This is a genomic window from Nitrincola sp. A-D6 (assembly GCF_000764495.1).
Classification (GTDB): domain Bacteria; phylum Pseudomonadota; class Gammaproteobacteria; order Pseudomonadales; family Balneatricaceae; genus Nitrincola.
The window spans coordinates 1-23,615 of sequence record NZ_JRLB01000092.1; the positions used below are offsets into that span (position 1 = coordinate 1).

The following is a 23,615-nucleotide window of genomic DNA, read 5'->3' on the forward strand; positions in this document are numbered from 1 at the left end:
GATCCCATCCCGAACTCAGTAGTGAAACGCGTCATCGCCGATGGTAGTGTGGGGTCTCCCCATGTGAGAGTAGGTCATCGCCAGGCACTTAATATAAAAGAAAGGGTCACCCATCAGGGTGGCCCTTTTTTTTACTATATTTGCTAGTTGAGCTACTCGCACATGGGGCCATGCGACAAAAGCGCGTAGCGCGTTGAACGTCGGCGCTAGCGACGACGGCCCCGAAGCGCAAGGCGCTGAGTGGGTGAGGGCGAAGCCCGAATAAAGTAGGTCATCGCCAGGCACTTAATACTAAAGAAAGGGTCATCCAGCAGGGTGGCCCTTTTTTTATTGCCTTTCAAATAGTTAAAGCCAGTTGTCATCTTGTGTTGGACTATTGACCCGAACTGCACTAAAATAAGGTCGTTTTGCCGGAAGTTTCCGCAAACCACAGATTTTATTAAAGCGAGACTGGCTTCGGCTGTGTCTCGCTTTTTTACAACTGTTCATCACTTCATATAAAGTCATTTATCATGCAGCATATTAGCGGGGAGGTTCCATTGACGCGACCAGCCATTCTTGCCCTTGAAGACGGGACAATATTCAGGGGGATTGCGATTGGCGCTGACGGAGAGACCACCGGCGAAGTCGTTTTTAATACGTCTATGACCGGCTATCAGGAAATACTGACTGATCCCTCCTATTGTCGCCAGATCGTCACCCTCACTTACCCTCATATAGGTAATGTTGGAGTCAATTCTGAAGATCAGGAATCAGACAGTGTTTGGGCCGCAGGGCTGGTAATCCGTGATCTACCGCTCATCGCGAGTAATTTCCGTTCAGAACAGGCGCTTGATGAGTTCCTGGCCGAAAAAGGCATTGTTGGGATTGCAGACATTGATACACGTCGCCTGACGCGTATTCTGCGCGAAAAGGGTGCGCAGAATGGTTGTATCATGGCCGGTGAGGTGGATGAAGCCCGGGCTGTTGAGCTGGCGAAAGGTTTCCCTGGACTTAAAGGTATGGACCTTGCCGCTGTAGCAACGGCGACAGAAACCTATGCATGGTCAGTCGGTGAATGGACCCTGGGTGAAGGCTATGCTTCATCTGAACCCACTGAACAGGCTTTCCATGTTGTTGCTTATGACTATGGTGTTAAACATAACATCCTGCGCATGCTGGTAAGTCGTGGCTGTAAGTTGACTGTCGTTCCGGCTAAAACCCCAGCGAGTGCTGTGTTGGCCCTGCATCCGGATGGCGTGTTCCTGTCCAACGGACCGGGGGATCCGGAACCTTGTGATTATGCCATCCAGGCTATCCGTGAAATACTGGAGACCCGTTTGCCGGTTTTTGGTATCTGTCTGGGTCATCAGTTGTTGGCCCTGGCCAGTGGCGCGACAACTGAAAAAATGAAATTTGGCCATCATGGTGCCAACCACCCAGTGCAAGATATTGATAGCGGACAAGTGATGATTACCAGTCAGAACCATGGTTTTGCGGTGTCTGAAAATTCGCTGCCAAGCTGCTTGCGTGCGACACATAAGTCACTGTTTGATGGATCTCTACAAGGTATTGAGCGTACTGATTGCCCGGCTTTCAGTTTTCAGGGGCACCCTGAAGCAAGCCCCGGTCCACGCGATGTCGCCCCTTTGTTCGATAAGTTCATCGGAATGATGCAAGCCCGTAAACGTGCCTGAACTGAATTATTGAGACTGGTTATTACTGATGCCTAAACGTACAGATATTAAAAGTATCCTTATCCTCGGAGCTGGGCCTATTGTTATAGGTCAGGCGTGTGAGTTTGACTACTCCGGTGCTCAGGCTTGTAAGGCGCTGCGTGAAGAAGGCTACCGGGTTATCCTGGTGAATTCTAATCCGGCTACCATCATGACTGATCCATCGATGGCGGATGCAACCTATATTGAACCGATTCAGTGGAAAACGGTTGCCAAGATAATTGAAAAAGAGCGCCCTGATGCGTTGTTGCCGACTATGGGTGGGCAGACAGCACTGAACTGTGCTCTGGATCTGGATCGTGAAGGTGTGCTGGCTGAATACGGTGTCGAGATGATCGGTGCTACCCAGGATGCCATCGATAAAGCTGAAGACCGCGAGCGCTTTGATAAAGCGATGAAAAATATTGGTCTGGAATGTCCGCGTTCAGCTATGGCGCATAGCATGGAAGAGGCACTTCAAGTACTTGACTCCATAGGCTTCCCTTCAATTATTCGCCCTTCATTCACTATGGGTGGGTCCGGTGGTGGTATTGCCTATAACCGCGAAGAATTTATTGAAATCTGTGAACGCGGACTGGAGATGTCTCCCACCAAAGAGTTGCTGATCGATGAGTCGCTGATCGGCTGGAAAGAATATGAGATGGAGGTCGTTCGCGACAAAAAAGATAACTGTATCATTATCTGCTCTATCGAAAACTTCGATGCCATGGGCGTGCATACGGGTGACAGTATCACTGTTGCACCGGCGCAGACACTCACAGATAAAGAATATCAGATCATGCGTGATGCCTCTTTGGCTGTGTTGCGTGAGATCGGCGTAGAGACCGGTGGCTCGAATGTGCAGTTTGGTGTTGATCCCGAAACAGGCCGTATGGTTGTTATCGAGATGAATCCGCGTGTTTCGCGCTCATCGGCGCTGGCATCCAAAGCAACGGGCTTCCCTATTGCTAAAGTGGCAGCCAAACTGGCCGTTGGTTATACCCTGGATGAACTGCAAAACGAGATTACCGGTGGACGTACCCCGGCCTCGTTTGAGCCATCCATCGATTATGTTGTTACCAAGATTCCACGCTTCACCTTTGAGAAGTTTCCCCAGGCTAATGATCGTCTGACTACGCAGATGAAATCTGTGGGTGAAGTGATGGCAATTGGCCGGACCCAGCAGGAATCACTGCAGAAAGCTCTGCGTGGGCTGGAAGTGGGGGCAACCGGACTTGACCCCATCATCGATTTGAATGCAGAAGATGCTCGTACAGATCTTATTCGTGAACTGCAGCAGCCAGGCAGTGAGCGTATCTGGTATATAGGCGACGCCTTCCGTATGGGGATGAGTGTCGATGAAATCTACGCATTTTCAGGTGTCGATCCCTGGTTCCTGGTGCAGATCGAAGATCTGATTAAAGATGAACAGGCTGTGTCCCAGATGGCCTTGTCTGATCTGACAGCTGAGCAGATGTACCGCCTGAAACGTAAAGGCTTTGCTGATGCGCGTCTGGCCACTCTGCTTGGCGTGAGCGAAAAGCAGCTACGTAAACAGCGCCATGCATTCAATATTCGCCCGGTATACAAGCGGGTCGATACCTGTGCGGCCGAGTTCGCCACGGATACGGCGTATATGTATTCCACGTATGAAGAAGAGTGTGAAGCCAATCCGAGTGATCGTGAAAAGATCATGGTTATCGGTGGTGGCCCTAACCGTATCGGCCAGGGTATCGAATTTGATTACTGTTGCGTACATGCCGCATTGGCAGCACGTGAGGCCGGTTATGAAACCATTATGGTTAACTGTAACCCCGAAACAGTATCAACTGACTACGACACCTCAGATCGTCTCTACTTTGAGTCGATTACGCTGGAAGATGTGCTGGAAATCGTTGCTGTAGAAAAACCCAAAGGTGTGATAGTTCAGTACGGTGGGCAAACCCCATTGAAGCTGGCTGTTGCCCTGGAGCAGGCAGGTGTTCCGATTATTGGTACCTCGCCAGAGTCGATTGATCGTGCCGAGGACCGCGAACAGTTCCAGCAGATGCTGATGCGTTTGGGGCTGAAACAGCCCGAAAATGCGACCGTTAGAAGCCTGGAAGAAGCGATTATCGAAGCGGCTAAAATCGGCTATCCACTGGTTGTGCGTCCTTCCTATGTTCTGGGTGGCCGGGCAATGGAAATAGTCTATAAGGAATCTGAGTTGCGTCAGTACATGCAGTCAGCGGTAAAGGTTTCTAATGATGCACCGGTACTGCTGGATCACTTCCTGAACGCGGCTGTTGAAGTCGATATTGATGCTGTATGTGATGGCGAAATCGTTGTAATTGGCGCCATTATGCAACACATTGAGCAGGCCGGTGTTCACTCGGGTGACTCCGCTTGTTCATTGCCACCGTATAGCCTGGCGGCTGATGTGCAGGATGCGATGCGTGAAATGGTCCGTAAAATGGCGCTGGAATTAGGCGTTGTGGGTCTGATGAATGTGCAGTTGGCCTATCAGGATGGCGAAATTTATGTCATCGAAGTCAACCCGCGTGCTTCGCGTACAGTACCCTTCGTATCCAAATGCATCGGTGTTTCTCTGGCAAAAATTGCTGCCTTGGTTATGACGGGTAAAAGCTTGACTGAACTTGGCTTTACTGAAGAAATCATTCCCAAATTCTTCAGTGTTAAAGAAGCGGTTTTTCCGTTTAACAAGTTTCCAGGTGTTGATCCCATTCTGGGCCCTGAGATGAAATCTACAGGTGAAGTGATGGGTGTAGGTGAGAGTTTCGGTGAAGCTTTCATGAAAGCACAGCTGGGTGCTGGTGAGAAAATGCCGTCCAAGGGCAAAGCATTTATTTCTGTTCGTGATGTGGATAAACCCGGTGTGATCAGTGTTGCGCGGGATTTGGCTGCGTTGGGCTTTACTATCGTAGCAACATCCGGAACGGCTGCACTGCTGGAAGACAATGGGCTGAAGATTGAACGCATCAATAAAGTAATGGAAGGACGTCCCAATATCGTCGATGTGATGAAGAATGGTGAAATTGCCTATGTCATCAATACCACTGAAGGACGAAAAGCCATTGCTGATTCGGCTGCCATACGTCGCACAGCGCTTCAGCATAAAGTACCTTATACGACTACGCTGGCGGGCGCTGTTGCAATTACCGAAGCACTTAAATTCGGCAAAGAGAAAGTGGTGCGTCGTCTGCAGGATTTACATAAAGGAGACTTCTCATGAGCCGTGTGCCTATGACGGTTGCTGGTGAGGCGACCCTGAGACAAGAGCTGGAAAGGCTGAAAACTAAAGACCGCCCCAAAGTAATTGCGGATATTGCTGAAGCCCGTGCTCATGGGGATTTGAAAGAAAATGCTGAATACCATGCTGCGCGTGAGCAACAAGGCTTTATTGAAGGTCGTATCCGCGAGTTGGAGTATAAGCTTTCGCAGTCGCAGATCATTGATGTCAGCAAAATTCCGCATACCGGTAAGGTGATCTTTGGTGTGACGGTTGAGCTGATAAATCTGGATACGGACGAGACTGTGCGTTACCAGATAGTCGGCGATGATGAAGCTGATATCAAGGCACGTAAAATCTCGGTAAACTCACCCATTGCCCGTAGCCTGATAGGTAAGGAAGAGGGCGATATCGCGGCTGTTAATACGCCCAATGGTGTTTCTGAGTATGAAATTACCGAAGTGCTGCATGCCGGCTGAGCTACACTGAAAATATAAGCCACCTTCGTGATTGCGAAGGTGGCTTTTGCTTATTTCAGGCGCTGTAGATTGGATAATTTTGGATTGGGATTGTCTGATTTTCGGTAAAGCAGAGCGATGTTGCCAATCTCCTGGACCAGGGTGGCTTCAACAATCTGGCAGAGCTCCTTGATCAGGTCGCGCTTCAACTGACGGTCTCCGACAGTAACTTTGACCTTAATCAATTCATGATCTGCAAGTGCTCGGTCGGTTTCCAGTTGAATATTTTCACTAAGGCCATTGCCTGCCACCATAATGATAGGGTTTAGCTGATGGCCCAAAGTGCGCAGATGTTTTTTTTTGCTCAGTAGTTAAGCTCATACTAGAATATGTGCCTCGTGGGTTTTCGGGAGGCATGCTGCCTGTTTAATTTAGTCAGATTTTACATGACTGAGCAGGCACTGAGTAGCAAAGAATGATGATCTGCTGTAAAAGGAGTGCAGATAAAGCGTACTGGTGATAATAGCAGGGAACATTATGGTCTTTCTCCTATCAAACGCAGGTAGCTTTGATCGCTCTAAAGATTGCGAACGTAAAACATTGGTGAATGTTGGCTGAGCGACGGAGTTTGCTCTGATATGAGAGTAAGTTGATGAGTTTAAGACTATCAATACGATTAATAAATCTATAGGTAAAGATTCAGGCAGAGAGCTTTAGCTGTGGTATCATGACCGGCCGGTCATAAAGTTAAGTAGAACTGAGGGTGGACCTTTGAACGATATGGCAAAAAATTTAGTGTTGTGGCTCGTGATAGCGGCAGTGCTGTTAACTATTTTCAATAATTTCAGCACTGAGCCTGAAGTCGGCAAGCTGTCATACTCTGAGTTTGTCGAAGAGGTGCAGGCTGGGCGTGTGTCCAAGGTTCTTATCGACGGCTTCACTATTAATGGGCAGCGACAGACAGGTGAAGATTTTACCACTATCCGTCCTGCCGTACAGGATCCCAAGCTGATTGATGATCTGCTCTCTAATAATGTTCTGATCGAAGGCAAGCAGCCTGAAGGACAGAGTATCTGGAGTCAGCTGCTGGTTGCTGCTTTCCCGATTCTCATCATTATCGCCATTTTTATGTTCTTTATGCGCCAGATGCAAGGTGGTGCTGGCGGCAAGGGTGGACCCATGTCCTTTGGTAAATCCAAAGCCCGTATGATGAGTGAAGATCAGATCAAGACAACTTTTGATGATGTTGCCGGAGTAGAAGAAGCTAAAGAAGAAGTGGCTGAGCTGGTTGATTACTTGCGTGATCCTGGCAAATTTCAGCGCCTGGGTGGGCATATTCCACGTGGTGTGCTGATGGCCGGTTCTCCGGGTACAGGTAAGACATTGTTAGCTAAGGCTATTGCTGGTGAGGCTAAAGTACCTTTCTTTAGTATTTCGGGTTCTGACTTTGTTGAAATGTTCGTTGGTGTGGGTGCGTCCCGCGTCCGTGATATGTTTGAACAAGCTAAAAAACATGCTCCCTGTATTATTTTCATTGATGAAATTGACGCTGTTGGCCGTAGCCGCGGTGTTGGACTCGGGGGTGGTAATGATGAGCGTGAGCAGACACTAAACCAGTTGCTGGTCGAGATGGATGGTTTTGAGGGAACTGAAGGCGTTATCGTTATTGCCGCGACTAACCGCCCTGATGTTTTGGATCCAGCGTTATTGCGACCAGGCCGTTTTGACCGTCAGGTGCATGTGGGTTTACCGGACATTCGTGGTCGTGATCAGATCCTTAAAGTGCATATGCGTAAAGTACCACTAGGTGACGATGTTCGTTCTGATCTGATTGCACGTGGCACTCCGGGGTTTTCCGGTGCGGATCTGGCAAACCTGGTTAATGAAGCTGCTCTGTTTGCCGCGCGTTTTGGCAAACGTGTAGTGGGCATGGACGAGTTTGAAAAAGCTAAAGACAAAATCATGATGGGTGCCGAGCGTCGTTCCATGGTTATGTCGTACAAAGAACGCCTGAATACGGCTTATCATGAGTCTGGCCATGCGATTGTTGGTCGTCTGATGCCTGAGCATGATCCGGTGTATAAAGTCTCGATTATTCCGCGTGGGCGTGCGCTGGGTGTGACCATGTTCCTGCCTGCTGAAGATCGTTACAGCCACAGTCGCCAGGGAATTATTTCCCAGATCTGTTCACTCTACGGTGGACGTATTGCTGAAGAGATGACGCTAGGCAAAGAAGGCGTGACAACGGGTGCATCCAATGATATTCAGCGTGCCACAATGCTTGCACGTAATATGGTTACCAAGTGGGGCTTAAGTGAGACTCTGGGGCCTTTGCTTTATGCAGAGGAAGATGATGATCCGTTTGGGCGTGGTGCAGGCGGTGGTGCTAAAGCCAAGTCTGAAGAAACTCAGCGGGTGATTGATGCTGAGGTCAGGCAGATTATTGATGACTGCTATGCTAAAGCTTATAAAATTCTGACTGAGAATCGCGATATTCTTGATTCAATGACTGAAGCGTTGATTAAGTATGAAACCATTGGCTCGAAGCAGTTAGATGAGCTGATGGAGCGACAGCCTGTAAGTGCACCTGAAGGCTGGCAGGAGCCGGGTGAAGATGTGAGTGAAGCGAAGGGTAAGGATGAGTCCGCGTCTTCCACTTCTGTTGCAGATGCCGATATGCCGAACGCAGACGATAGTGGATCAACTGATGTAGCAGAGGGTGGCGATGAAAGTACTGATTCCGATCCTTGGTCTGAGCCGGATGGCGATGATCGACGCTGATTACAATTTAGTGTAATGGATAGAAAAGAGCCGGCCATGTGCCGGCTTTTTAATAAGTAAAGGCTGGTTGAGGCTTGAGAATGGTATTAAAAACGCTTCGTTGTGGTCGGCGTGAGCTAGATATTTCGCGCCCTGTCGTCATGGGTGTTGTTAACGTGACACCTGACTCTTTCTCGGATGGCGGTAGGTATTTTCGCCAGAGCAGGTTGTGCATTGATGTGGTGTTACGTCAGGCTGAGGCCATGGTGGCGTCAGGTGCTAAAATATTGGATGTGGGTGGTGAGTCCACTCGCCCAGGTGCTACCCCGGTATCTGTGTCTGAAGAAATGGATCGGGTCTTGCCTGTTATAGAGCAGCTCGCGCAGCTGTTTGATGTGGTGATTTCGCTCGACAGTAGTCAGGCCGAGGTGATTGATGCAGCGGCTAAGCTGGGTATGGGCCTGATTAATGATGTGCGCTCGCTTAGCCTCCCAGGTGCGCTTGATGTGGCTGCAAAGACTGGGCTTCCAGTGTGTTTGATGCATATGCAGGGAGGTGGGCCTGCAACTATGCAACTTAATCCGGATTATGCAGATGTTGTTGAAGATGTGCAGGATTTCCTTCAGCAGCAGGTAGTCCGTTGTGGTGTTGCCGGAATTGCTGCAGATCAAATCCTCTTGGATCCAGGCTTTGGTTTTGGTAAAAGCCTGAGGCATAATCTCACTCTGCTGAATCGACTGGATCAATTGGTGGCATTGGGTTATCCGGTATTAAGTGGCACGTCGCGCAAGTCCATGGTGGGGCAGGTTACTGGAAAGCCTGTAGATCAACGTCTGGCAGGTAGTTTGGCGACTGCGCTGCTTGCCGCACAAAAGGGGGCTGCAATACTTCGTGTGCATGATGTTGCAGAAACCGTTGATGCACTCAATGTGCTTGAGGCCGTATATCAGGAAACCTGGGAGATATGATTTGACGCGTAAATATTTTGGTACGGATGGTATTCGTGGTGAGGTGGGTGTATTTCCTATAACACCGGACTTTGTGCTCAAGTTAGGCTGGGCCGCTGGTTGTGTGTTTGCCCGTGAGGGGCATAGCAAGATTATAATTGGTAAAGATACGCGTATTTCCGGTTACATGTTTGAGTCAGCGCTGGAGGCGGGGCTTTCAGCAGCGGGTGTTGATGTACTTCTGACCGGTCCTATGCCAACACCAGCCATTGCCTATTTAACTCGTACGTTCAGGGCTGATGCGGGTATCGTAATTAGTGCGTCGCATAATCCTTATCAGGATAATGGTATAAAGTTTTTCTCTGCCAAGGGTACCAAGCTGCCGGATGAGGTTGAGTTAGCCATCGAAGCGCAAATGGACTTGTCGATGACAACTGTACCTTCAGGACAATTGGGTAAAGTACGCCGAGTTGAGGATGCCGCGGGGCGCTATATTGAATACTGCAAGGGAACAGTAAACGGGAATTTAAAACTTAAGGGGCTGCGTGTCGTACTCGATTGTGCTAATGGTGCCACCTATCATGTTGCTCCCTGTGTATTTCAGGAATTGGGAGCTGAGGTCATTGAAATCGCTTCAGCACCTGATGGGCTGAATATTAATGAAAACTCAGGTGCCACAGATGTGAACGGCCTGAGAAAAGTTGTTCAGGCTGAAGAGGCTGATCTGGGAATTGCCTTGGATGGTGATGGCGATCGGTTGATTATGGTGGATCATAATGGCGCTGTTGTTGATGGTGATGAGCTTCTATACATCATTGCCAAGGCTATGCGTGATCAAGGTATTTTGGCTGGTGGCGTTGTCGGCACATTGATGTCAAATTTCGGCCTGGAGCAGGCGTTTAGGCGTGAATCTATACCTTTTGTACGCGCTAAAGTTGGTGATCGCTATGTCATGGAATTGCTGGACTCCAGAGGTTGGAATCTTGGTGGAGAGAGTTCAGGGCATCTCGTCTGTAAGCAGGTGAGCTCTACAGGAGATGGTATTGTTGCGGCTTTGCAGGTTCTTAAAGCCATGGCTGATGCGGGGCTATCACTGGCCGAGTTGAAAGAGGGTGTGGTAAAACTGCCGCAGGCTATGATTAATGTCGAAGTACCTAAGGGGATCGATCCGCTGGGTGTGACTGCTGTTCAGTCGGCCGTTATGCAGGCAGAGGCTGAATTAGGTGAGTCAGGGCGTGTTTTACTGCGCCCATCCGGAACGGAGCCGTTGGTTAGAGTTATGGTTGAGGGTGAAGATGCAGATCAGGTAAAAGCGCTGTGTGGCTCGCTTGCCGAGGCAGTGGAAAAAGCGTTATCTAGTCTTGTATCCTGAATCCAACTCAGTTAAGATTTGCGCCTCTTTTATCAGGAGTGATATCAATGCGTAAAGCACTGGTAGCAGGAAACTGGAAAATGCATGGTCGAATTGAACAGAACAGGGTTCTGGTCGATGCGCTTTTAACTCAGTTATCCGGACTTCCTGAGGCTGATATTGATGTAGTGATTTGTCCGCCGCAAGTATACTTGGCGCAGATTAAAACGCTACTGCAAGGTAGTGCTGTAGCCCTGGGTTCGCAGGATGTGTCCAGGTTTGCTGCCGATGGCGCGCATACGGGTGATAGCTCTGCAGCCATGCTGAACGATTTGGGTGTGCGCTACGTATTAATCGGCCACTCTGAGCGTCGCCATGAACAGAGTGAAACAGACGAGCAGGTGGCAGCTAAAATTGCCAGCGCGTTATTGTCTGGTCTCACACCGATTGTTTGCGTAGGTGAAAGTCTTGAGCAGCGGGAAAGTGGCCAGGTTACCGATATGATCAGTGCGCAGTTGAAGGGTGCCTTGAGTTCCTTGCAGCGCGCTGAAGCTGAAAAGCTGGTGATTGCCTATGAGCCTGTATGGGCAATAGGTACGGGAAAAACAGCAACGTCTGAGCAAGCTCAGGAAGTACATGCTTTTATACGCGAGTATCTGTCATCGGCGTTTGATGAAGATCTATCGCAAAGTATCAGGCTATTGTACGGTGGTAGCGTTAACTCTACCAATGCTGCTCTTTTGTTTGAACAGGTTGATATTGACGGCGGCCTGATTGGCGGTGCGTCGCTAAAGTCTGATGAATTTACTGCTATCTGTCGCGCAGCGGCACTTAGCACAATAAATGGTTGATATAATGGAAACACTGGTTCTGATCGTTCACGTATTGCTGGCAGCGGCTATTATCGCCTTGGTATTACTGCAGCAAGGCAAAGGCGCAGAGGCGGGGGCTTCATTTGGTGCTGGTGCCTCGCAAACTGTTTTTGGTAGCACGGGCAACACCGGTTTTATGGTTAAAGCTACCGCGCTGGTTGCAGCTATACTGTTCGCAACCAGCTTTGCGCTGGCTTACTTTGCCAAAGAGCGTGCCTCGAATGTGGGTGATGCTGGTATTCCGTCTCTGCAGGTTATCGAATCGGCTGCAGAGCGTGCTGAAGAACTTCCTGTCCTTGAGGTGCCTGGCTCATCGGGTGCAGCTTCTTCAAGTGATATTCCATCAGCCGATTAAACTCGGTCTGTCTGGGGAAAACGTTTTAGCCGACGTGGTGAAATTGGTAGACACGCCATCTTGAGGGGGTGGTGAGCAATGCTCGTGCCGGTTCGAGTCCGGCCGTCGGCACCATGATTAAAAGTTTGATGCGGGGTGGAGCAGTCTGGTAGCTCGTCGGGCTCATAACCCGAAGGTCATAGGTTCAAATCCTGTCCCCGCTACCATATTTAAAGGCAGATTCGGTAATCACCGGTCTGCCTTTTTTCGTAGTGCGGTTTCTATTCTTCTGCGTTTTTCCAACGAAAATGCTAATTCAAAACTGTTAATAAAAGCTGCCAGAAGGTGGTAGTGTTAACTCTTCCGTACACTACTACCCACGGGAATGTTTTATGTCATCTGTACGCATCCTTGCACTTACGACACTTGCTATGATGGCTTTTGCAGGCAATTCACTCCTTTGTCGGGCTGCTCTCACTCATACCAGTATCGATGCAGCCAGCTTTACGGGTATTCGTTTAGTTTCTGGTGCCCTGGTGCTTTGGTTAATCGTACGTATGCGGCATGCTGCTCCTGCCGGTGCAGGTAGCTGGCTATCGGCAATAGCCTTATTTGTGTATGCGGCAGGCTTTTCCTTTGCCTATGTGGGCCTGTCTGCCGGAACTGGTGCGCTGCTGCTCTTTGGTGCCGTCCAGGTGACAATGATAGGGTATGGTATTTGGTCTGGAGAACGATTGTTTAAGCTGCAATTCATTGGTCTTCTCCTGGCTTTTGGGGGGTTGATTGTTTTGCTGCTGCCGGGCCTTTCTGCACCTCCACTGTATGCCTCTGTATTGATGCTGGTTGCTGGAGCTGCGTGGGGTGTCTATTCCCTGCGCGGAAGAGGGGTAGGTGATCCAATCAAGGTAACAGCAGGTAATTTTCTGCGGTCTGTTCCGGTTACACTAGTCATGAGTCTGATTCTGTTGAACGGTTCGTCGCTCGATATGGCTGGATTCTGGTATGCAGTTTGCTCCGGGGCAATCGCTTCCGGGATGGGTTACGCTATTTGGTACGCGGTTCTGCCAGCGCTTAAGGCTGCAAATGCAGCTACAGTTCAGCTTAGTGTTCCTGTTATTGCAGCTATGGGTGGTATCGTTCTTCTAAATGAGCCAATAACCTTACGTTTATTATTGGCTTCTGTGGCTGTTCTCGGTGGTATTGCCTTGGTTATTCTGCAGAAACAACCTTCTGATGGCATTTAGCAAGCCTCTGGAGTGAGCACTTAGTAGGCTGGTTTTATATTCAATAATCACTGTCATAACAGCCAGGGGAAAAAATTTGATCTTTGTATTACACGTCTGAGAAATTTCTTTTTTTTATCCCTATTACCAGTAATTACGGGAGCTAACCCAGTGTAACCCTAGGAATTGGAGCTATTTTTAGCAAAAAAAAATAGCCTGAGGGGTTTTACATCCTTTTGTGAATCGGTTATACCTAAGTCCAAGAAAAATAATTACAGGCCTTGCTGGGTGGCAGTTATCCCGAAATAGGTCATCTGCCCCGCCTGATTGACGGGAGGATTATTTCCGATGGAAAAGCCGAATGGCGCTGATGTAGAGAAGAAAAAATCTTTCGTAGTCTTTGACAGTGTGCAAAAGACTTACGATGGTGAAACGCTGGTAGTCAAAAATTTCAACCTCGATATGGATCAGGGTGAATTTATCACGCTGTTGGGCCCGTCAGGGTCTGGTAAAACCACCTGCTTGATGATGATGGCGGGTTTTGAGGTTCCTACCCATGGGCAGATTCTGCTTGATGGCACGCCCATTACACGCTTGCCACCGCACAAACGCGGTATTGGTATGGTGTTTCAGAACTATGCGCTATTTCCGCATATGACGGTCGCTGAAAATCTCGCCTTTCCATTACAAGTTCGCAATATTCCCAAATCAACTGTTGAAGAAAAAGTTAAGCGCGCACTGTCCATGGTTAAGCTGGATAGTTTTGGTGACCGACGTCCTGCTCAGCTTTCCGGTGGTCAGCAGCAGCGCGTTGCTGTGGCACGTTCACTGGTGTTCGAACCGGCGTTGGTGCTCATGGATGAACCACTGGGTGCACTGGATAAAAGCTTGCGCGAAGAGATGCAGTTTGAAATTAAATACCTGCATGAGGATTTGGGGATCAGTATGATCTATGTGACGCATGATCAAACCGAAGCATTGACCATGTCTGATCGTATTGCTGTGTTTGATGATGGCATAGTACAGCAACTGGCTACGCCAGAAGCCTTGTATGAAAGTCCTGAAAATGCATTTGTCGCTGGCTTTATAGGTGAAAACAACGCCTTTGTTGGTGAGGTGATCGAGTTGACGGATACGCAGGCCGATATCCGTTTGCCTACTGGAGAGGTTGTGCATTCATTACCTGTCAATGTGTCTGGCAAGGGTAAGAAAAGTACCCTCTCACTGCGTCCGGAGCGCGTCTGCATAAACCCTGAACCTGGTTCAGTACCTAACATTCTCGATGCCAAAGTCAGGGAAGTCATCTATATGGGTGATCATCTCAGAACCCGGTTCGAAGTGGCAGGTAACAATGAATTTATCGTGAAAACACCCAATTCATCTGCTGTCCATCGCTATACGGCTGGAGATAAGATCACCGTTGGATGGACCGTCAGTGATTGTCGCGCACTTGATGCGTAAATAATAAAAACAGGCTTATTGCCACTATTTAATTAGAATGCTGGAGTTACAAATGACTAGAATTTTTCGTAAATCCGCTCTGACAGCCGCTGTGATGCTATCTACAGCCGCTGTTATTTCGACTGCCCAGGCTCAAGAGGATCTTAATGTCGTATCCTGGGGTGGCGCTTATACCATGAGCCAGGAGGAGGCGTACTCTAAACCCTGGACAGAAAAAACTGGTCAGCGCATCGTTAATATCGACCGTTCGGCAACCGGCCTGGCGGGTCTTCGCGCGCAGGTGGAAGCTGGGAATGTCACCTGGGATCTGGTAGATATGCTGCCTGCTGATGCCAAAATAGCCTGTGCTGAAGGTCTGATTGAAATATTGGATCATGATGAGCTGCTGGCGCCTGCACCAGATGGTACACCACCAAGTGAAGACTTTATTCCAGGTGCGCTGGATGAGTGTTTTGTAGCCACTATCGTTTACTCCAATATCGTTGCATTCAACACTGAAATGTTCCCGGAAGATAACAAGCCTTCAACTATCGAAGATGTGTTTGATCTGGAAAACTTCCCCGGTAAGCGCTCACTGCAACGTCGTCCGATCAATAACCTGGAATGGGCATTGATTGCTGATGGTGTGCCGCATGATGAGGTTTATGACATGCTGACAACTGATGAGGGTGTCGAGCGTGCTTTGGCCAAGCTGGATACCATCAAGAGTGAAGTGATCTGGTGGTCTGAAGGGGCTCAGCCGCCACAGTTGTTGGCTGATCAGGAGGTTGCATTCGCTTCGGCCTACAATGGTCGTATCTTCTCTGCACAGGTTAATGAAGACCAGCCTTTCGAAATTATCTGGGATGCCCAGGTGTTTGAGCTGGATGGTTGGGTAGTGCCAAGAGGGAAGATGGATGCTGCCAAAGACTTCCTGCGTTTCTCTACTGAGTCAGAGCAGAATGCAGCTCAGGCCAGTTATATCTCCTATGGTCCAGCGCGTAAAAGTGGTGCAGCTTTAGTCGGTGAGCATATTCCGACGGGTATCGATATGACACCTCATATGCCTACTTATGAACCCAACTTCGCTACGGCTTTGCCGAAAAATGATGAGTTTTGGGCTGACTATCAGGATGAGTTGAATGAGCGCTTCGATGCCTGGCTCGCACAGTAATCCATCTGTAAACAGTGACGGCGGTGCTTCGGCACCGCTGGTCGCTGCCGATGGTCGTCCGCTTAAAACGAGCCTCAGGCGGGCGTTGTTCAAGAACAAGTTGCGCGCAATTCTATTGGTTGCGCCGCTGATGCTATTTTTGTTGGTTGCATTTATTTTCCCTATTTTCAGCATGTTGACACGCAGTGTTGAAAGTAATGAAGTCGTCACTATTATGCCGACTACGTCATCTGCTTTGCAGGGTTGGGACGGTGAAGGCTTGCCGGATGAGTCCGTATATGCGGCACTGGCGCATGACCTTAAAGAGGGTCAAATCAACCGTAATCTGGGTCGGGTTGCCAGTCGGTTGAACTATGAATATTCCGGCATGCGTTCTACCATTACCGGTACCGCCAGGCGTATTGCCAGGGTTGAGAGTCCTGAATCCTGGAAGGAAACGCTGATTGAGGCGCACCGGAATTGGGAAGATACCAATGTCTGGCGCGTAATTAAGCGTGAATCCAGCGGTTATACCCTGAGCTATTATTTGGCTGCGATGGATATGCGTTATGACGCTGATGGCAGTATTGTGCGTCAGCCAGAAAATCGGCGCGTCTATGTCGACTTGATGATCAAAACGCTATGGATGAGCATGCTGATCACCTTCTTATGTTTTTTACTCGGTTATCCGGTTGCTTTTCTATTAGCAAGTTTGCCTATGCGCACATCCAGTTTACTGATGATGCTGGTGCTTTTGCCCTTCTGGACGTCGTTGCTGGTGCGAACGACTACCTGGATAGCGATACTGCAGAGCCAGGGTATATTGAATAATATGCTGGTCGCCTTGGGGTTTATTGATGATCAATCGCGTTTGCAAATGATCTATAACGAGATAGGTACGATCGTGGCCATGACGCATATTCTGCTGCCATTCATGATTTTGCCACTCTATTCAGTGATGAAAAGTATCTCACCCACATACATGCGTGCAGCGCGGTCAATGGGTGCTACCGGGTATACGGCGTTCCGGCGGGTGTATTTTCCACAGACGTTACCGGGGATAGGTGCAGGCGCCATTCTGGTGTTTATTTTAGCGATAGGTTACTACATTACCCCCGCACTGGTGGGTGGTGAATCGGGTCGCTTTATCACTAACTTTATCGCTTATCATATGCAGGTTTCACTTAACTGGGGTCTGGCGGCAGCGATTGCATCCTTGTTGTTGGGGCTGGTTATTGCCCTGTATCTGATCTACAACCGTTTGGTCGGTTCAGATAATCTGAAGCTGGGATAAGGAGGAGCAAAACTTATGGCTGTACCTGCTTATGCAACGCCTTTTGAAAAGGCCTGGTATTACATCTTCAGAATTATCTGTGGTTTGATATTCTGTTTTTTGATTGGTCCACTGTTTGTGATAATTCCGCTGAGTTTCAATGCGGAGCCCTACTTCTCGTTTACCCAGAAGATGCTCACATTGGATCCAGAGGGGTATTCATTACGCTGGTATCAGGACTTTTTTACCTCAGAGGCCTGGTTACACTCGATCAAAAACAGTATTTTGATTGCCATAGCATCGACTATTCTGGCAACGATATTGGGTACGATTGCGGCACTGGCTTATCCAGCCGCTTTATGCCCTATCGATCGGTAGTGATGGCGGTGTTAATTTCACCGATGATCGTACCGGTGATCATTTCCGGTGCGGGTATGTTCTTCTTTTTCTCGGATGTAGGATTAGCGCAAACCTACCTCGGGGTGATTTTGGCACATACGGCACTGGGCATTCCTTTTGTGGTGATTACCGTCACAGCAACCCTGACAGGCTTTGATCAAAGTCTGGTCCGGGCCGCCGCTTCGATGGGTGCTAATCCAACGACGACCTTTTTTAAAGTGATTTTACCTTTGGTGTTGCCGGGGGTGATTTCCGGGGCGTTGTTTGCTTTTGCAACCTCGTTTGATGAAGTGGTCGTGGTGTTGTTTATCTCTGGACCTCAACAGTCCACCATGCCGATACAGATGTGGTCGGGTATCCGAGAATCTATCAGTCCAACCATTCTGGCTGTCGCTACCATCCTGGTACTCCTGTCGATAGCCATGCTGACAGCGGTTGAGTTGTTGCGTCGGCGTTCCGAGAGAATCCGGGGTATTTCTCCGGCTTGATCAGTATCGACCCTGCTACTGGTGACTTTGTCGCCAGTAGCCAGGGTATTTTTTTAAAATTTTTTGCTTATTTTTTCAACGCTTATGCGTGTAAGTGTGCTTTGGCAGCGTTTCATTCTATACAGAAAACAATAAATGCTGGATACTGAATCATATGCTTCTCTGAATTTCCATAAGATTTTTCAGGGAATTTAGCCCTTGATTCAGGCGGTCAGCAGGTAATAAATGGAATTTTTTTCGCGCTCGTTGGTTCTGGTGCTGCTCTATTATCTAATGTGGCATTTTGCTAGTCTGTTTGAAATAGCACCCTTTGTAAGTGCGTTTTATCCTGCAGCGGGTGTTGTTCTTCTGTTTGTATTTCATTTTGGTCCGCGTTATATACCCGTGGCCGCATTGGCTATCATGCTGGGTAGTTTCCCTTTTGGTCTGTTTCATTTCTGGCAAGTTGAAAACTTCGCATGGCGCTACGTCAGCTGTTGATTTATTCAGGTGCGGCTGTGTTGGCGCGTCATTTGTCGTTATTTTCTCTTCCTGTCAAGACTCTGCGAGATGTTAGCGCGCTGATTCTGATCGTGGTTTTAACTACCCTGGTTTCTGCTGCAGTTGCCATTTTTGTACTGAAGTATCTTGCATCGGTCCCCTCAGAAGAGCTATTGACGTTGTTTTTAAGCTACTGGATTGGCGATTTAGGTGGGGTGTTAATGTTTATGGTGGCCGCTACTTTATTTATCGATGTATATGAGGGCCATCATGTGTATCGGGGTGATGTGTTTGAAAGGCGTGTGGTTTGGCCATTGATGTTGTTATTGTTGATAGCGCTAACGGTTGCTGTCTATTTCATGGTAACGGGTGTTGAAGGTATGGTAGGGCGTGTTGGTTATCTGATACTGCTTCCGGTAGCCTGGGCGGCCACTGTCTATGGTATGCGCTTTGCTTTGCTTACGTCATTAATTGTTAATCTTTCGGCGGTGTCAGTTTATTTATTATTGGATCTGGATAACTATCCCGTAGTAGATTTTCAGTTACTCTTTGTTGTGACTGTTATTATGGCGTTGATTTTGGGTGCCTCACTAGAGGAGCGTGAACAGGCGCGCTTTGATGCATCACACGATCCGTTGACTCGGGTGATGAACCGACGGGCCTTTTTTAACTATGGTAATGCATTGTTTGAGCGTGCCCGTAGGCATAATCGTGATCTGGCGTTGTTGATGGTCGATCTCGACTATTTTAAATTAGTGAACGACACTTGGGGGCATAAATCCGGGGATCAGGTTCTGATGGCGGTGGCTGAATGCTGTCGCCATGCCTGCCGCCAGACAGATCTGCATGCCCGGTTGGGGGGAGAGGAGTTTGTGCTTCTGCTTGATGATGCTGATGCTGAACAGTCGGCTGTAGTTGCCGAGCGTTTGCGAGAAGCGATTGAAAAAGTGATTGTGCCATTAACCAGCCATACGCTGACTGCGAGCATTGGTATTAGTCAGTTAAACCAAGCCACACGCTCCCTGGAAGATATGTTGAGTCAGGCAGATAAAGCCTTGTATGCAGCTAAGGCCGATGGCCGTAACAACTACAAAGTATTTTCAAAACTAGCATCAACTTGATTGTGATTGGATCTATATATTGTGACAAACCCTGTCAGTTGCTATAATAAGGCAGTTTTTTACGGAGATGGCACTCATTTCTGATGTGCATAGTGCTTGTACTGCTTCGTAGGCTGATTATAACTATTGCTATAAATGTAGTATGTATAATCAGGTTTCAAACCATGAGCAGCCGTGTTGTTGATACACAGCCCACTCTGGATTAGGAAAAAGCCCCTCTATAGGGGCTTTTTCGTAGGTGAATCATGGCACTATGTCTTTCAGAAATGGGTCCGGTAGAGACCCATTTTTTGTTTTGCGTGGGGTAACTCGTAACAAGGCATTAACAAAAGTGCTCTGTTACCGATAGTAAATGTGGCACCCCTGTTGCGGTGTCAGAAAGAGGTAAATAGCGTGTCAGCTAAGATTAAACAGCTGGAAATTTTGATTAGACCTGCAATCAGTGCGCTGGGATTTGATCTCTGGGGGGTTGAATTTCGGTCAGCAGGAAAACAGAGCACTCTGAGAATTTATATTGATGGCCCTGAAGGCGTCACAGTAGATGACTGCGCCCGTGTCAGTCATCAGGTTAGCGGTATTCTGGATGTAGAGGACCCGATTACAGAGCAATATTTGCTGGAAGTCTCCTCGCCAGGAATGGACCGCCCCTTGTATACATTGGAGCAATATCAGGCCTATTTGGGCCACCAATTGGAAGTCCGGCTGCGTGTTCCTTTTGAAGGACGTCGGCGTTTCAAAGGTGTGCTGAATGGCGTTGAAGGAGATGAGATTTTGCTCGTGGTAGACGATCATGAATACCTGTTGCCCCTTGATTTTATAGATCGGGCGCGGCTGGTTCCGCAATTTTAAGCGTTTGAAGGTTCAGGTGAGGCTGAGTAATGAATAAAGAGATTTTACTGGTTGCTGAGGCAGTATCCAATGAAAAGGATGTGCCGAAAGCGGTTATATTTGAAGCGATTGAAGTGGCGCTGGCGACTGCAACCAAAAAACGTTACGACGAAGAAGCCGATATCCATGTGCAGATAGATCGCGCTACCGGTGACTACGATACGTTTCGTCGCTGGCAGGTGATGGATAATGAAGGTGTTCCAACCCTGGGTACGGAACTGACGCTTCAGGAAGCGCAAGAGCTTGACCCGTCACTGCAACCTGGTGACGTGTACGAAGAACAGGTTGAGTCGGTGGTGTTCGGACGTATAGCGGCACAGACCGCCAAGCAGGTTATCGTACAGAAAGTACGCGAAGCTGAGCGGGCTAAAGTGGTTGATCAATACCGTGATCGCCAGGGTGAGTTGATTGCTGGCACCGTCAAGAAAGTGACACGTGACAATGTCATTATTGATCTGGGTAATAACGCTGAAGCCTTGTTGCCCCGTGAACATCTGCTACCACGTGAAAGCTTCCGTATGGGCGATCGAGTGCGTGCTGTGCTTGAAGAAGTCCGTGCAGAAGGTCGTGGCCCGCAGTTGATCCTGAGCAGAACAGCTCCGGCAATGCTGGTTGAGTTGTTCAGTCTTGAAGTGCCTGAAATCGCTGAAGAGGTGATTGAAATCAGAGCAGCGGCACGTGATCCTGGGTCGCGTGCCAAAATCGCGGTCAAAACCAACGATGGTCGGATCGACCCTGTGGGTGCCTGCGTCGGTATGCGTGGATCGCGTGTTCAGGCGGTTACCAATGAGCTGGGTGGCGAGCGTGTAGATATTGTGCTGTGGATGATAACCCTGCACAGCTGGTTATCAATGCTATGGCTCCGGCAGAAGTTGCGTCAATCGTGATTGATGAAGACAGCCACTCTATGGATGTCGCTGTGGCTGAAGAAGCACTGGCAATGGCAATCGGCCGGAATGGTCAGAATGTGCGTCTGGCCAGTGAAATGACTGGCTGGAAGCTTAATGTGATGAGTGAAGCCGAAGCGCAGGAAAAACACCAGTCTGAAGTGGGTCGAGTTCTGGATCTGTTTATGGTGCATCTGGATGTTGATGATGAGCTGGCACAGATACTGGTTGATGAGGGTTTCACTTCTTTGGAAGAAGTAGCCTACGTGCCGGTTGATGAAATGCTTGAAATTGATGGTTTTGACGAAGATATCGTTGAGTCATTACGTATGAGAGCCAAAGATGCATTGCTGAATCTGGCGATCGCAAATGAAGAACAATTAGGATCTACGGAACCTGCAGAAGATCTTCTGACAATGGAAGGCATGGATCGCGCGCTGGCATACCAGCTGGCGGCGATAGGTGTTATTACCATGGAGGATCTTGCTGAGCAGTCCGTCGATGAGTTAACCGAAATTGAGGGGCTGGACGAAGAACGGGCTGCTGCGCTGATTATGACCGCGCGCGCTCCCTGGTTTTCAGAAAGTCAGTAACAGTCAGCGGAGAAGAGGAACCCATTTATGGCAGAAGTAACCGTTAAACAACTTGCCGATGTGGTTGGTGTATCCGTTGAGCGTTTGCTCAATCAGATGCAGGATGCCGGTATCAAAGGTAAGTCAGAAACCTCGATGGTTTCTGAAACAGAACGTCAGTCACTACTTACTCACCTGAAAAAATCTCATGGTGATGAAAGTGCAGTGGCTGAACCAAGTCGTATTACGTTAAAGCGCAAAACTACATCGCAGCTTAAAGTTGCCGGTGCTGCAGGTAAGCGTAAAACAGTCAATGTTGAGGTACGTAAAAAACGTACTTATGTGAAGCGTGAAGGTTTAGATGAAGCTGGTAATGCTGCAGAAATGGAAGCTGCTGTCAGCGATACGCCAGCACAGCCAGATATTCCTGAAACTGCAGTGGCAACAGCTACTCCAGATGACGTGGCAGTGCCAACTGCCGAAGTGAAAGCTGGAGACGTTGCGGATGCCAGCGTTGCTGACAAAGCTGCACCTGAACCTGTGGCTCAGAAAGTGGCTACAGCGCCAGTACCGGATGTTGCGGTAGTGACTGAGCCTGTTGAAGAGAAAAAAGGACCCGCGCGTACCAAGACCAAGGAAAATCGTCCTAAAGGTGGCGGTCGTCGTGACGAAGATGACTCCCCTCGCCGAGGGAAGCCAGCGGCTACCCGGAAGGTCCGGGTATGAATGAAGAGGGTCCGCGTGGTACACGGCGTCCGGGCAAGAGTCCAAAGCGTGCAATGGGACGTGGGCGTGCCAGTTCTAATCAGCATGGATTTGAAAAACCGACTGCACCCGTAGTGCATGAAGTCAGCGTGCCTGAAAGTATCACTGTTGCTGATCTGGCCAAGAAAATGTCGATCAAGGCGGCTGAGGTCATCAAAGTGATGTTCAAGATGGGTGCTATGGCAACTATCAATCAGGTGCTGGATCAGGATACAGCGGTTTTAGTGGTTGAAGAAATGGGCCATAAAGCGGTTCCATTGCAGGAAAATGCCATTGAAGATGCCTTGTTAGAAGGCTTGCAGCAGCAGAAAGGTGAGGGTACTTCCCGTGCACCGGTTGTCACAGTAATGGGCCATGTCGACCATGGTAAAACCTCGCTGCTGGACTATATCCGCGAAGCCAAGGTAGCAGCGGGTGAATCGGGTGGTATTACCCAGCATATCGGTGCTTACCACGTAGAAACAGAAAACGGCATGGTGACTTTCCTGGATACACCAGGGCACGCCGCCTTTACTGCTATGCGTGCACGTGGTGCCAAACTGACCGATATCGTTATTTTGGTGGTCGCTGCTGATGATGGCGTGATGCCACAGACGGAAGAGGCTATTCAGCATTCCAAAGCGGCAGGTGTGCCTTTGGTTGTTGCCGTCAATAAAATTGATAAGCCTGATGCAGATCCGGAACGTGTGCGTAATGAGTTAGCACAGCGTGATGTCATCTCTGAAGAATGGGGCGGTGAAGTGCAGTTCGTGCATGTGTCGGCGAAAACCGGTGAAGGAATCGATGCCCTACTGGATGCCGTATTGCTGCAGGCTGAAGTACTTGAGCTGAAAGCCGTTGCTGATATGCCTGCGTCTGGGGTCGTGGTGGAATCGCGTCTGGATAAGGGACGTGGTTCTGTGTCTACCTTGTTGGTACAGAATGGTACGTTGCGCAAAGGTGATATTGTCCTGGCCGGTCTGCACTACGGTAAAGTCCGCGCTATGCTGGATGAAGCCGGACGTCCGGTAGAGTCTGCGGGTCCTGCCATACCGGTAGAGATCCTGGGTCTTGACGGTACGCCGGGTGCTGGTGATGAATTCACCGTAGTGTCTTCTGAGAAGAAGGCCCGTGAAGTCGCTATGTTCCGTCAGGGTAAATTCCGTGAAATCAAACTGGCGCGTCAGCAAAAAGCCAAACTGGAAAACCTGTTTGAGAATATGCAGGCGGGTGAAGTGAAATCCCTGAATATCGTATTGAAAGCGGATGTTCGTGGTTCACTGGAAGCTCTGACAACCTCGC

Annotated in this window: 18 protein-coding genes, 2 tRNA genes, 1 rRNA gene and 2 pseudogenes; 22 read left to right on the forward strand and 1 reads right to left on the reverse strand. The window is 49.0% G+C overall.

The features are described 5' to 3' along the window. The 4 genes from rrf to greA form a co-directional block, all read left to right on the forward strand. Positions 1-86 (forward strand): 5S ribosomal RNA (gene rrf, locus LH51_RS19460); the annotation flags it as partial. A gap of 453 nt (positions 87-539) precedes the next feature. Continuing rightward, positions 540-1,676, forward strand: a complete 1,137-nt coding sequence (gene carA / locus LH51_RS14720; protein ID WP_036523484.1) for a glutamine-hydrolyzing carbamoyl-phosphate synthase small subunit — start codon at positions 540-542, stop codon at positions 1,674-1,676. Between the two features lie 28 nt (positions 1,677-1,704). Then, a complete protein-coding gene (carB, locus tag LH51_RS14725) occupies positions 1,705-4,926 on the forward strand; it encodes a carbamoyl-phosphate synthase large subunit (protein ID WP_036523486.1) in 3,222 nt (1,073 codons plus the stop codon). Beyond that, the gene (gene greA, locus LH51_RS14730) at positions 4,923-5,402 is read left to right on the forward strand and encodes a transcription elongation factor GreA (RefSeq protein ID WP_036523488.1); all 480 of its coding nucleotides are present in this window, start codon (positions 4,923-4,925) and stop codon (positions 5,400-5,402) included. Before carB ends, greA begins: the two co-directional genes overlap by 4 nt. A 50-nt stretch (positions 5,403-5,452) precedes the next feature. Here the strand turns inward: greA and LH51_RS14735 are convergent, their stop codons facing one another. Further along, positions 5,453-5,722: a YhbY family RNA-binding protein gene (locus LH51_RS14735; RefSeq protein WP_235263762.1), complete on the reverse strand. Its 270-nt coding sequence runs from the start codon at positions 5,720-5,722 to the stop codon at positions 5,453-5,455. A 439-nt stretch (positions 5,723-6,161) separates the two neighbouring features. On the opposite strand from LH51_RS14735, the gene ftsH reads away from it, so the two are divergent. The 18 genes and pseudogenes from ftsH to infB all read left to right on the forward strand — a co-directional run. Continuing rightward, positions 6,162-8,162, forward strand: coding sequence for an ATP-dependent zinc metalloprotease FtsH (gene ftsH / locus LH51_RS14740; protein ID WP_036523508.1), 2,001 nt, complete (start codon positions 6,162-6,164; stop codon positions 8,160-8,162). Between the two features lie 80 nt (positions 8,163-8,242). Further along, positions 8,243-9,109 (forward strand): dihydropteroate synthase, encoded by an 867-nt coding sequence (gene folP / locus LH51_RS14745; RefSeq protein WP_052063822.1) that lies wholly within the window; start codon positions 8,243-8,245, stop codon positions 9,107-9,109. Between the two features lies 1 nt (position 9,110). Further along, entirely contained in the window at positions 9,111-10,460 is a 1,350-nt protein-coding gene (glmM, locus tag LH51_RS14750) for a phosphoglucosamine mutase (protein ID WP_036523493.1), read from the forward strand. A 47-nt stretch (positions 10,461-10,507) separates the two neighbouring features. Then, positions 10,508-11,290, forward strand: a complete 783-nt coding sequence (tpiA, locus tag LH51_RS14755) for a triose-phosphate isomerase (protein ID WP_036523496.1) — start codon at positions 10,508-10,510, stop codon at positions 11,288-11,290. A gap of 4 nt (positions 11,291-11,294) precedes the next feature. Then, entirely contained in the window at positions 11,295-11,666 is a 372-nt protein-coding gene (secG, locus tag LH51_RS14760; protein ID WP_052063824.1) for a preprotein translocase subunit SecG, read from the forward strand. A 28-nt stretch (positions 11,667-11,694) separates the two neighbouring features. Next, positions 11,695-11,780, forward strand: a tRNA-Leu gene (locus tag LH51_RS14765). 15 nt (positions 11,781-11,795) lie between these two features. Next, a tRNA-Met gene (locus LH51_RS14770) sits at positions 11,796-11,872 on the forward strand. Between the two features lie 165 nt (positions 11,873-12,037). Then, the gene (locus LH51_RS14775; RefSeq protein WP_036523502.1) at positions 12,038-12,889 is read left to right on the forward strand and encodes a DMT family transporter; all 852 of its coding nucleotides are present in this window, start codon (positions 12,038-12,040) and stop codon (positions 12,887-12,889) included. 327 nt (positions 12,890-13,216) lie between these two features. Continuing rightward, positions 13,217-14,329 (forward strand): ABC transporter ATP-binding protein, encoded by a 1,113-nt coding sequence (locus LH51_RS14780; RefSeq protein ID WP_036520893.1) that lies wholly within the window; start codon positions 13,217-13,219, stop codon positions 14,327-14,329. A gap of 52 nt (positions 14,330-14,381) precedes the next feature. Then, positions 14,382-15,482: an extracellular solute-binding protein gene (locus LH51_RS14785; RefSeq protein WP_036520896.1), complete on the forward strand. Its 1,101-nt coding sequence runs from the start codon at positions 14,382-14,384 to the stop codon at positions 15,480-15,482. Beyond that, a complete protein-coding gene (locus tag LH51_RS14790) occupies positions 15,451-16,755 on the forward strand; it encodes an ABC transporter permease (RefSeq protein ID WP_235263763.1) in 1,305 nt (434 codons plus the stop codon). The genes LH51_RS14785 and LH51_RS14790 overlap by 32 nt, the downstream gene beginning before the upstream one ends. 15 nt (positions 16,756-16,770) lie before the next feature. Further along, positions 16,771-17,112, forward strand: coding sequence for an ABC transporter permease (locus LH51_RS24425; RefSeq protein WP_327124472.1), 342 nt, complete (start codon positions 16,771-16,773; stop codon positions 17,110-17,112). Continuing rightward, positions 17,094-17,621 (forward strand): ABC transporter permease, encoded by a 528-nt coding sequence (locus LH51_RS24430; protein ID WP_327124474.1) that lies wholly within the window; start codon positions 17,094-17,096, stop codon positions 17,619-17,621. Before LH51_RS24425 ends, LH51_RS24430 begins: the two co-directional genes overlap by 19 nt. A 225-nt stretch (positions 17,622-17,846) precedes the next feature. Beyond that, entirely contained in the window at positions 17,847-18,101 is a 255-nt protein-coding gene (locus LH51_RS14800; protein ID WP_036523505.1) for a hypothetical protein, read from the forward strand. Then, entirely contained in the window at positions 18,080-19,222 is a 1,143-nt protein-coding gene (locus LH51_RS19465; RefSeq protein ID WP_052063823.1) for a GGDEF domain-containing protein, read from the forward strand. The genes LH51_RS14800 and LH51_RS19465 overlap by 22 nt, the downstream gene beginning before the upstream one ends. 393 nt (positions 19,223-19,615) lie before the next feature. Then, positions 19,616-20,071, forward strand: coding sequence for a ribosome maturation factor RimP (gene rimP / locus LH51_RS14810; RefSeq protein ID WP_036520899.1), 456 nt, complete (start codon positions 19,616-19,618; stop codon positions 20,069-20,071). A 29-nt stretch (positions 20,072-20,100) separates the two neighbouring features. Next, positions 20,101-21,590, forward strand: a pseudogene (gene nusA / locus LH51_RS14815) (transcription termination factor NusA). Positions 21,591-21,617: 27 nt separating this feature from the next. After that, positions 21,618-23,615, forward strand: a pseudogene (gene infB, locus LH51_RS14820) (translation initiation factor IF-2); the annotation flags it as partial.

Coding starts and splice junctions, on each gene's coding strand:
- LH51_RS14775 (WP_036523502.1), top strand. CDS start 12,038: ATGTCATCTGTACGCATCCTTGCACTTACGACACTTGCTATGATGGCT.
- greA (WP_036523488.1), top strand. CDS start 4,923: ATGAGCCGTGTGCCTATGACGGTTGCTGGTGAGGCGACCCTGAGACAA.
- tpiA (WP_036523496.1), top strand. CDS start 10,508: ATGCGTAAAGCACTGGTAGCAGGAAACTGGAAAATGCATGGTCGAATT.
- LH51_RS14790 (WP_235263763.1), top strand. CDS start 15,451: ATGAGCGCTTCGATGCCTGGCTCGCACAGTAATCCATCTGTAAACAGT.
- secG (WP_052063824.1), top strand. CDS start 11,295: ATGGAAACACTGGTTCTGATCGTTCACGTATTGCTGGCAGCGGCTATT.
- LH51_RS14800 (WP_036523505.1), top strand. CDS start 17,847: ATGGAATTTTTTTCGCGCTCGTTGGTTCTGGTGCTGCTCTATTATCTA.
- folP (WP_052063822.1), top strand. CDS start 8,243: ATGGTATTAAAAACGCTTCGTTGTGGTCGGCGTGAGCTAGATATTTCG.
- ftsH (WP_036523508.1), top strand. CDS start 6,162: ATGGCAAAAAATTTAGTGTTGTGGCTCGTGATAGCGGCAGTGCTGTTA.
- LH51_RS14780 (WP_036520893.1), top strand. CDS start 13,217: ATGGAAAAGCCGAATGGCGCTGATGTAGAGAAGAAAAAATCTTTCGTA.
- LH51_RS24425 (WP_327124472.1), top strand. CDS start 16,771: ATGGCTGTACCTGCTTATGCAACGCCTTTTGAAAAGGCCTGGTATTAC.
- LH51_RS14785 (WP_036520896.1), top strand. CDS start 14,382: ATGACTAGAATTTTTCGTAAATCCGCTCTGACAGCCGCTGTGATGCTA.
- LH51_RS24430 (WP_327124474.1), top strand. CDS start 17,094: ATGCCCTATCGATCGGTAGTGATGGCGGTGTTAATTTCACCGATGATC.
- LH51_RS19465 (WP_052063823.1), top strand. CDS start 18,080: ATGGCGCTACGTCAGCTGTTGATTTATTCAGGTGCGGCTGTGTTGGCG.
- carB (WP_036523486.1), top strand. CDS start 1,705: ATGCCTAAACGTACAGATATTAAAAGTATCCTTATCCTCGGAGCTGGG.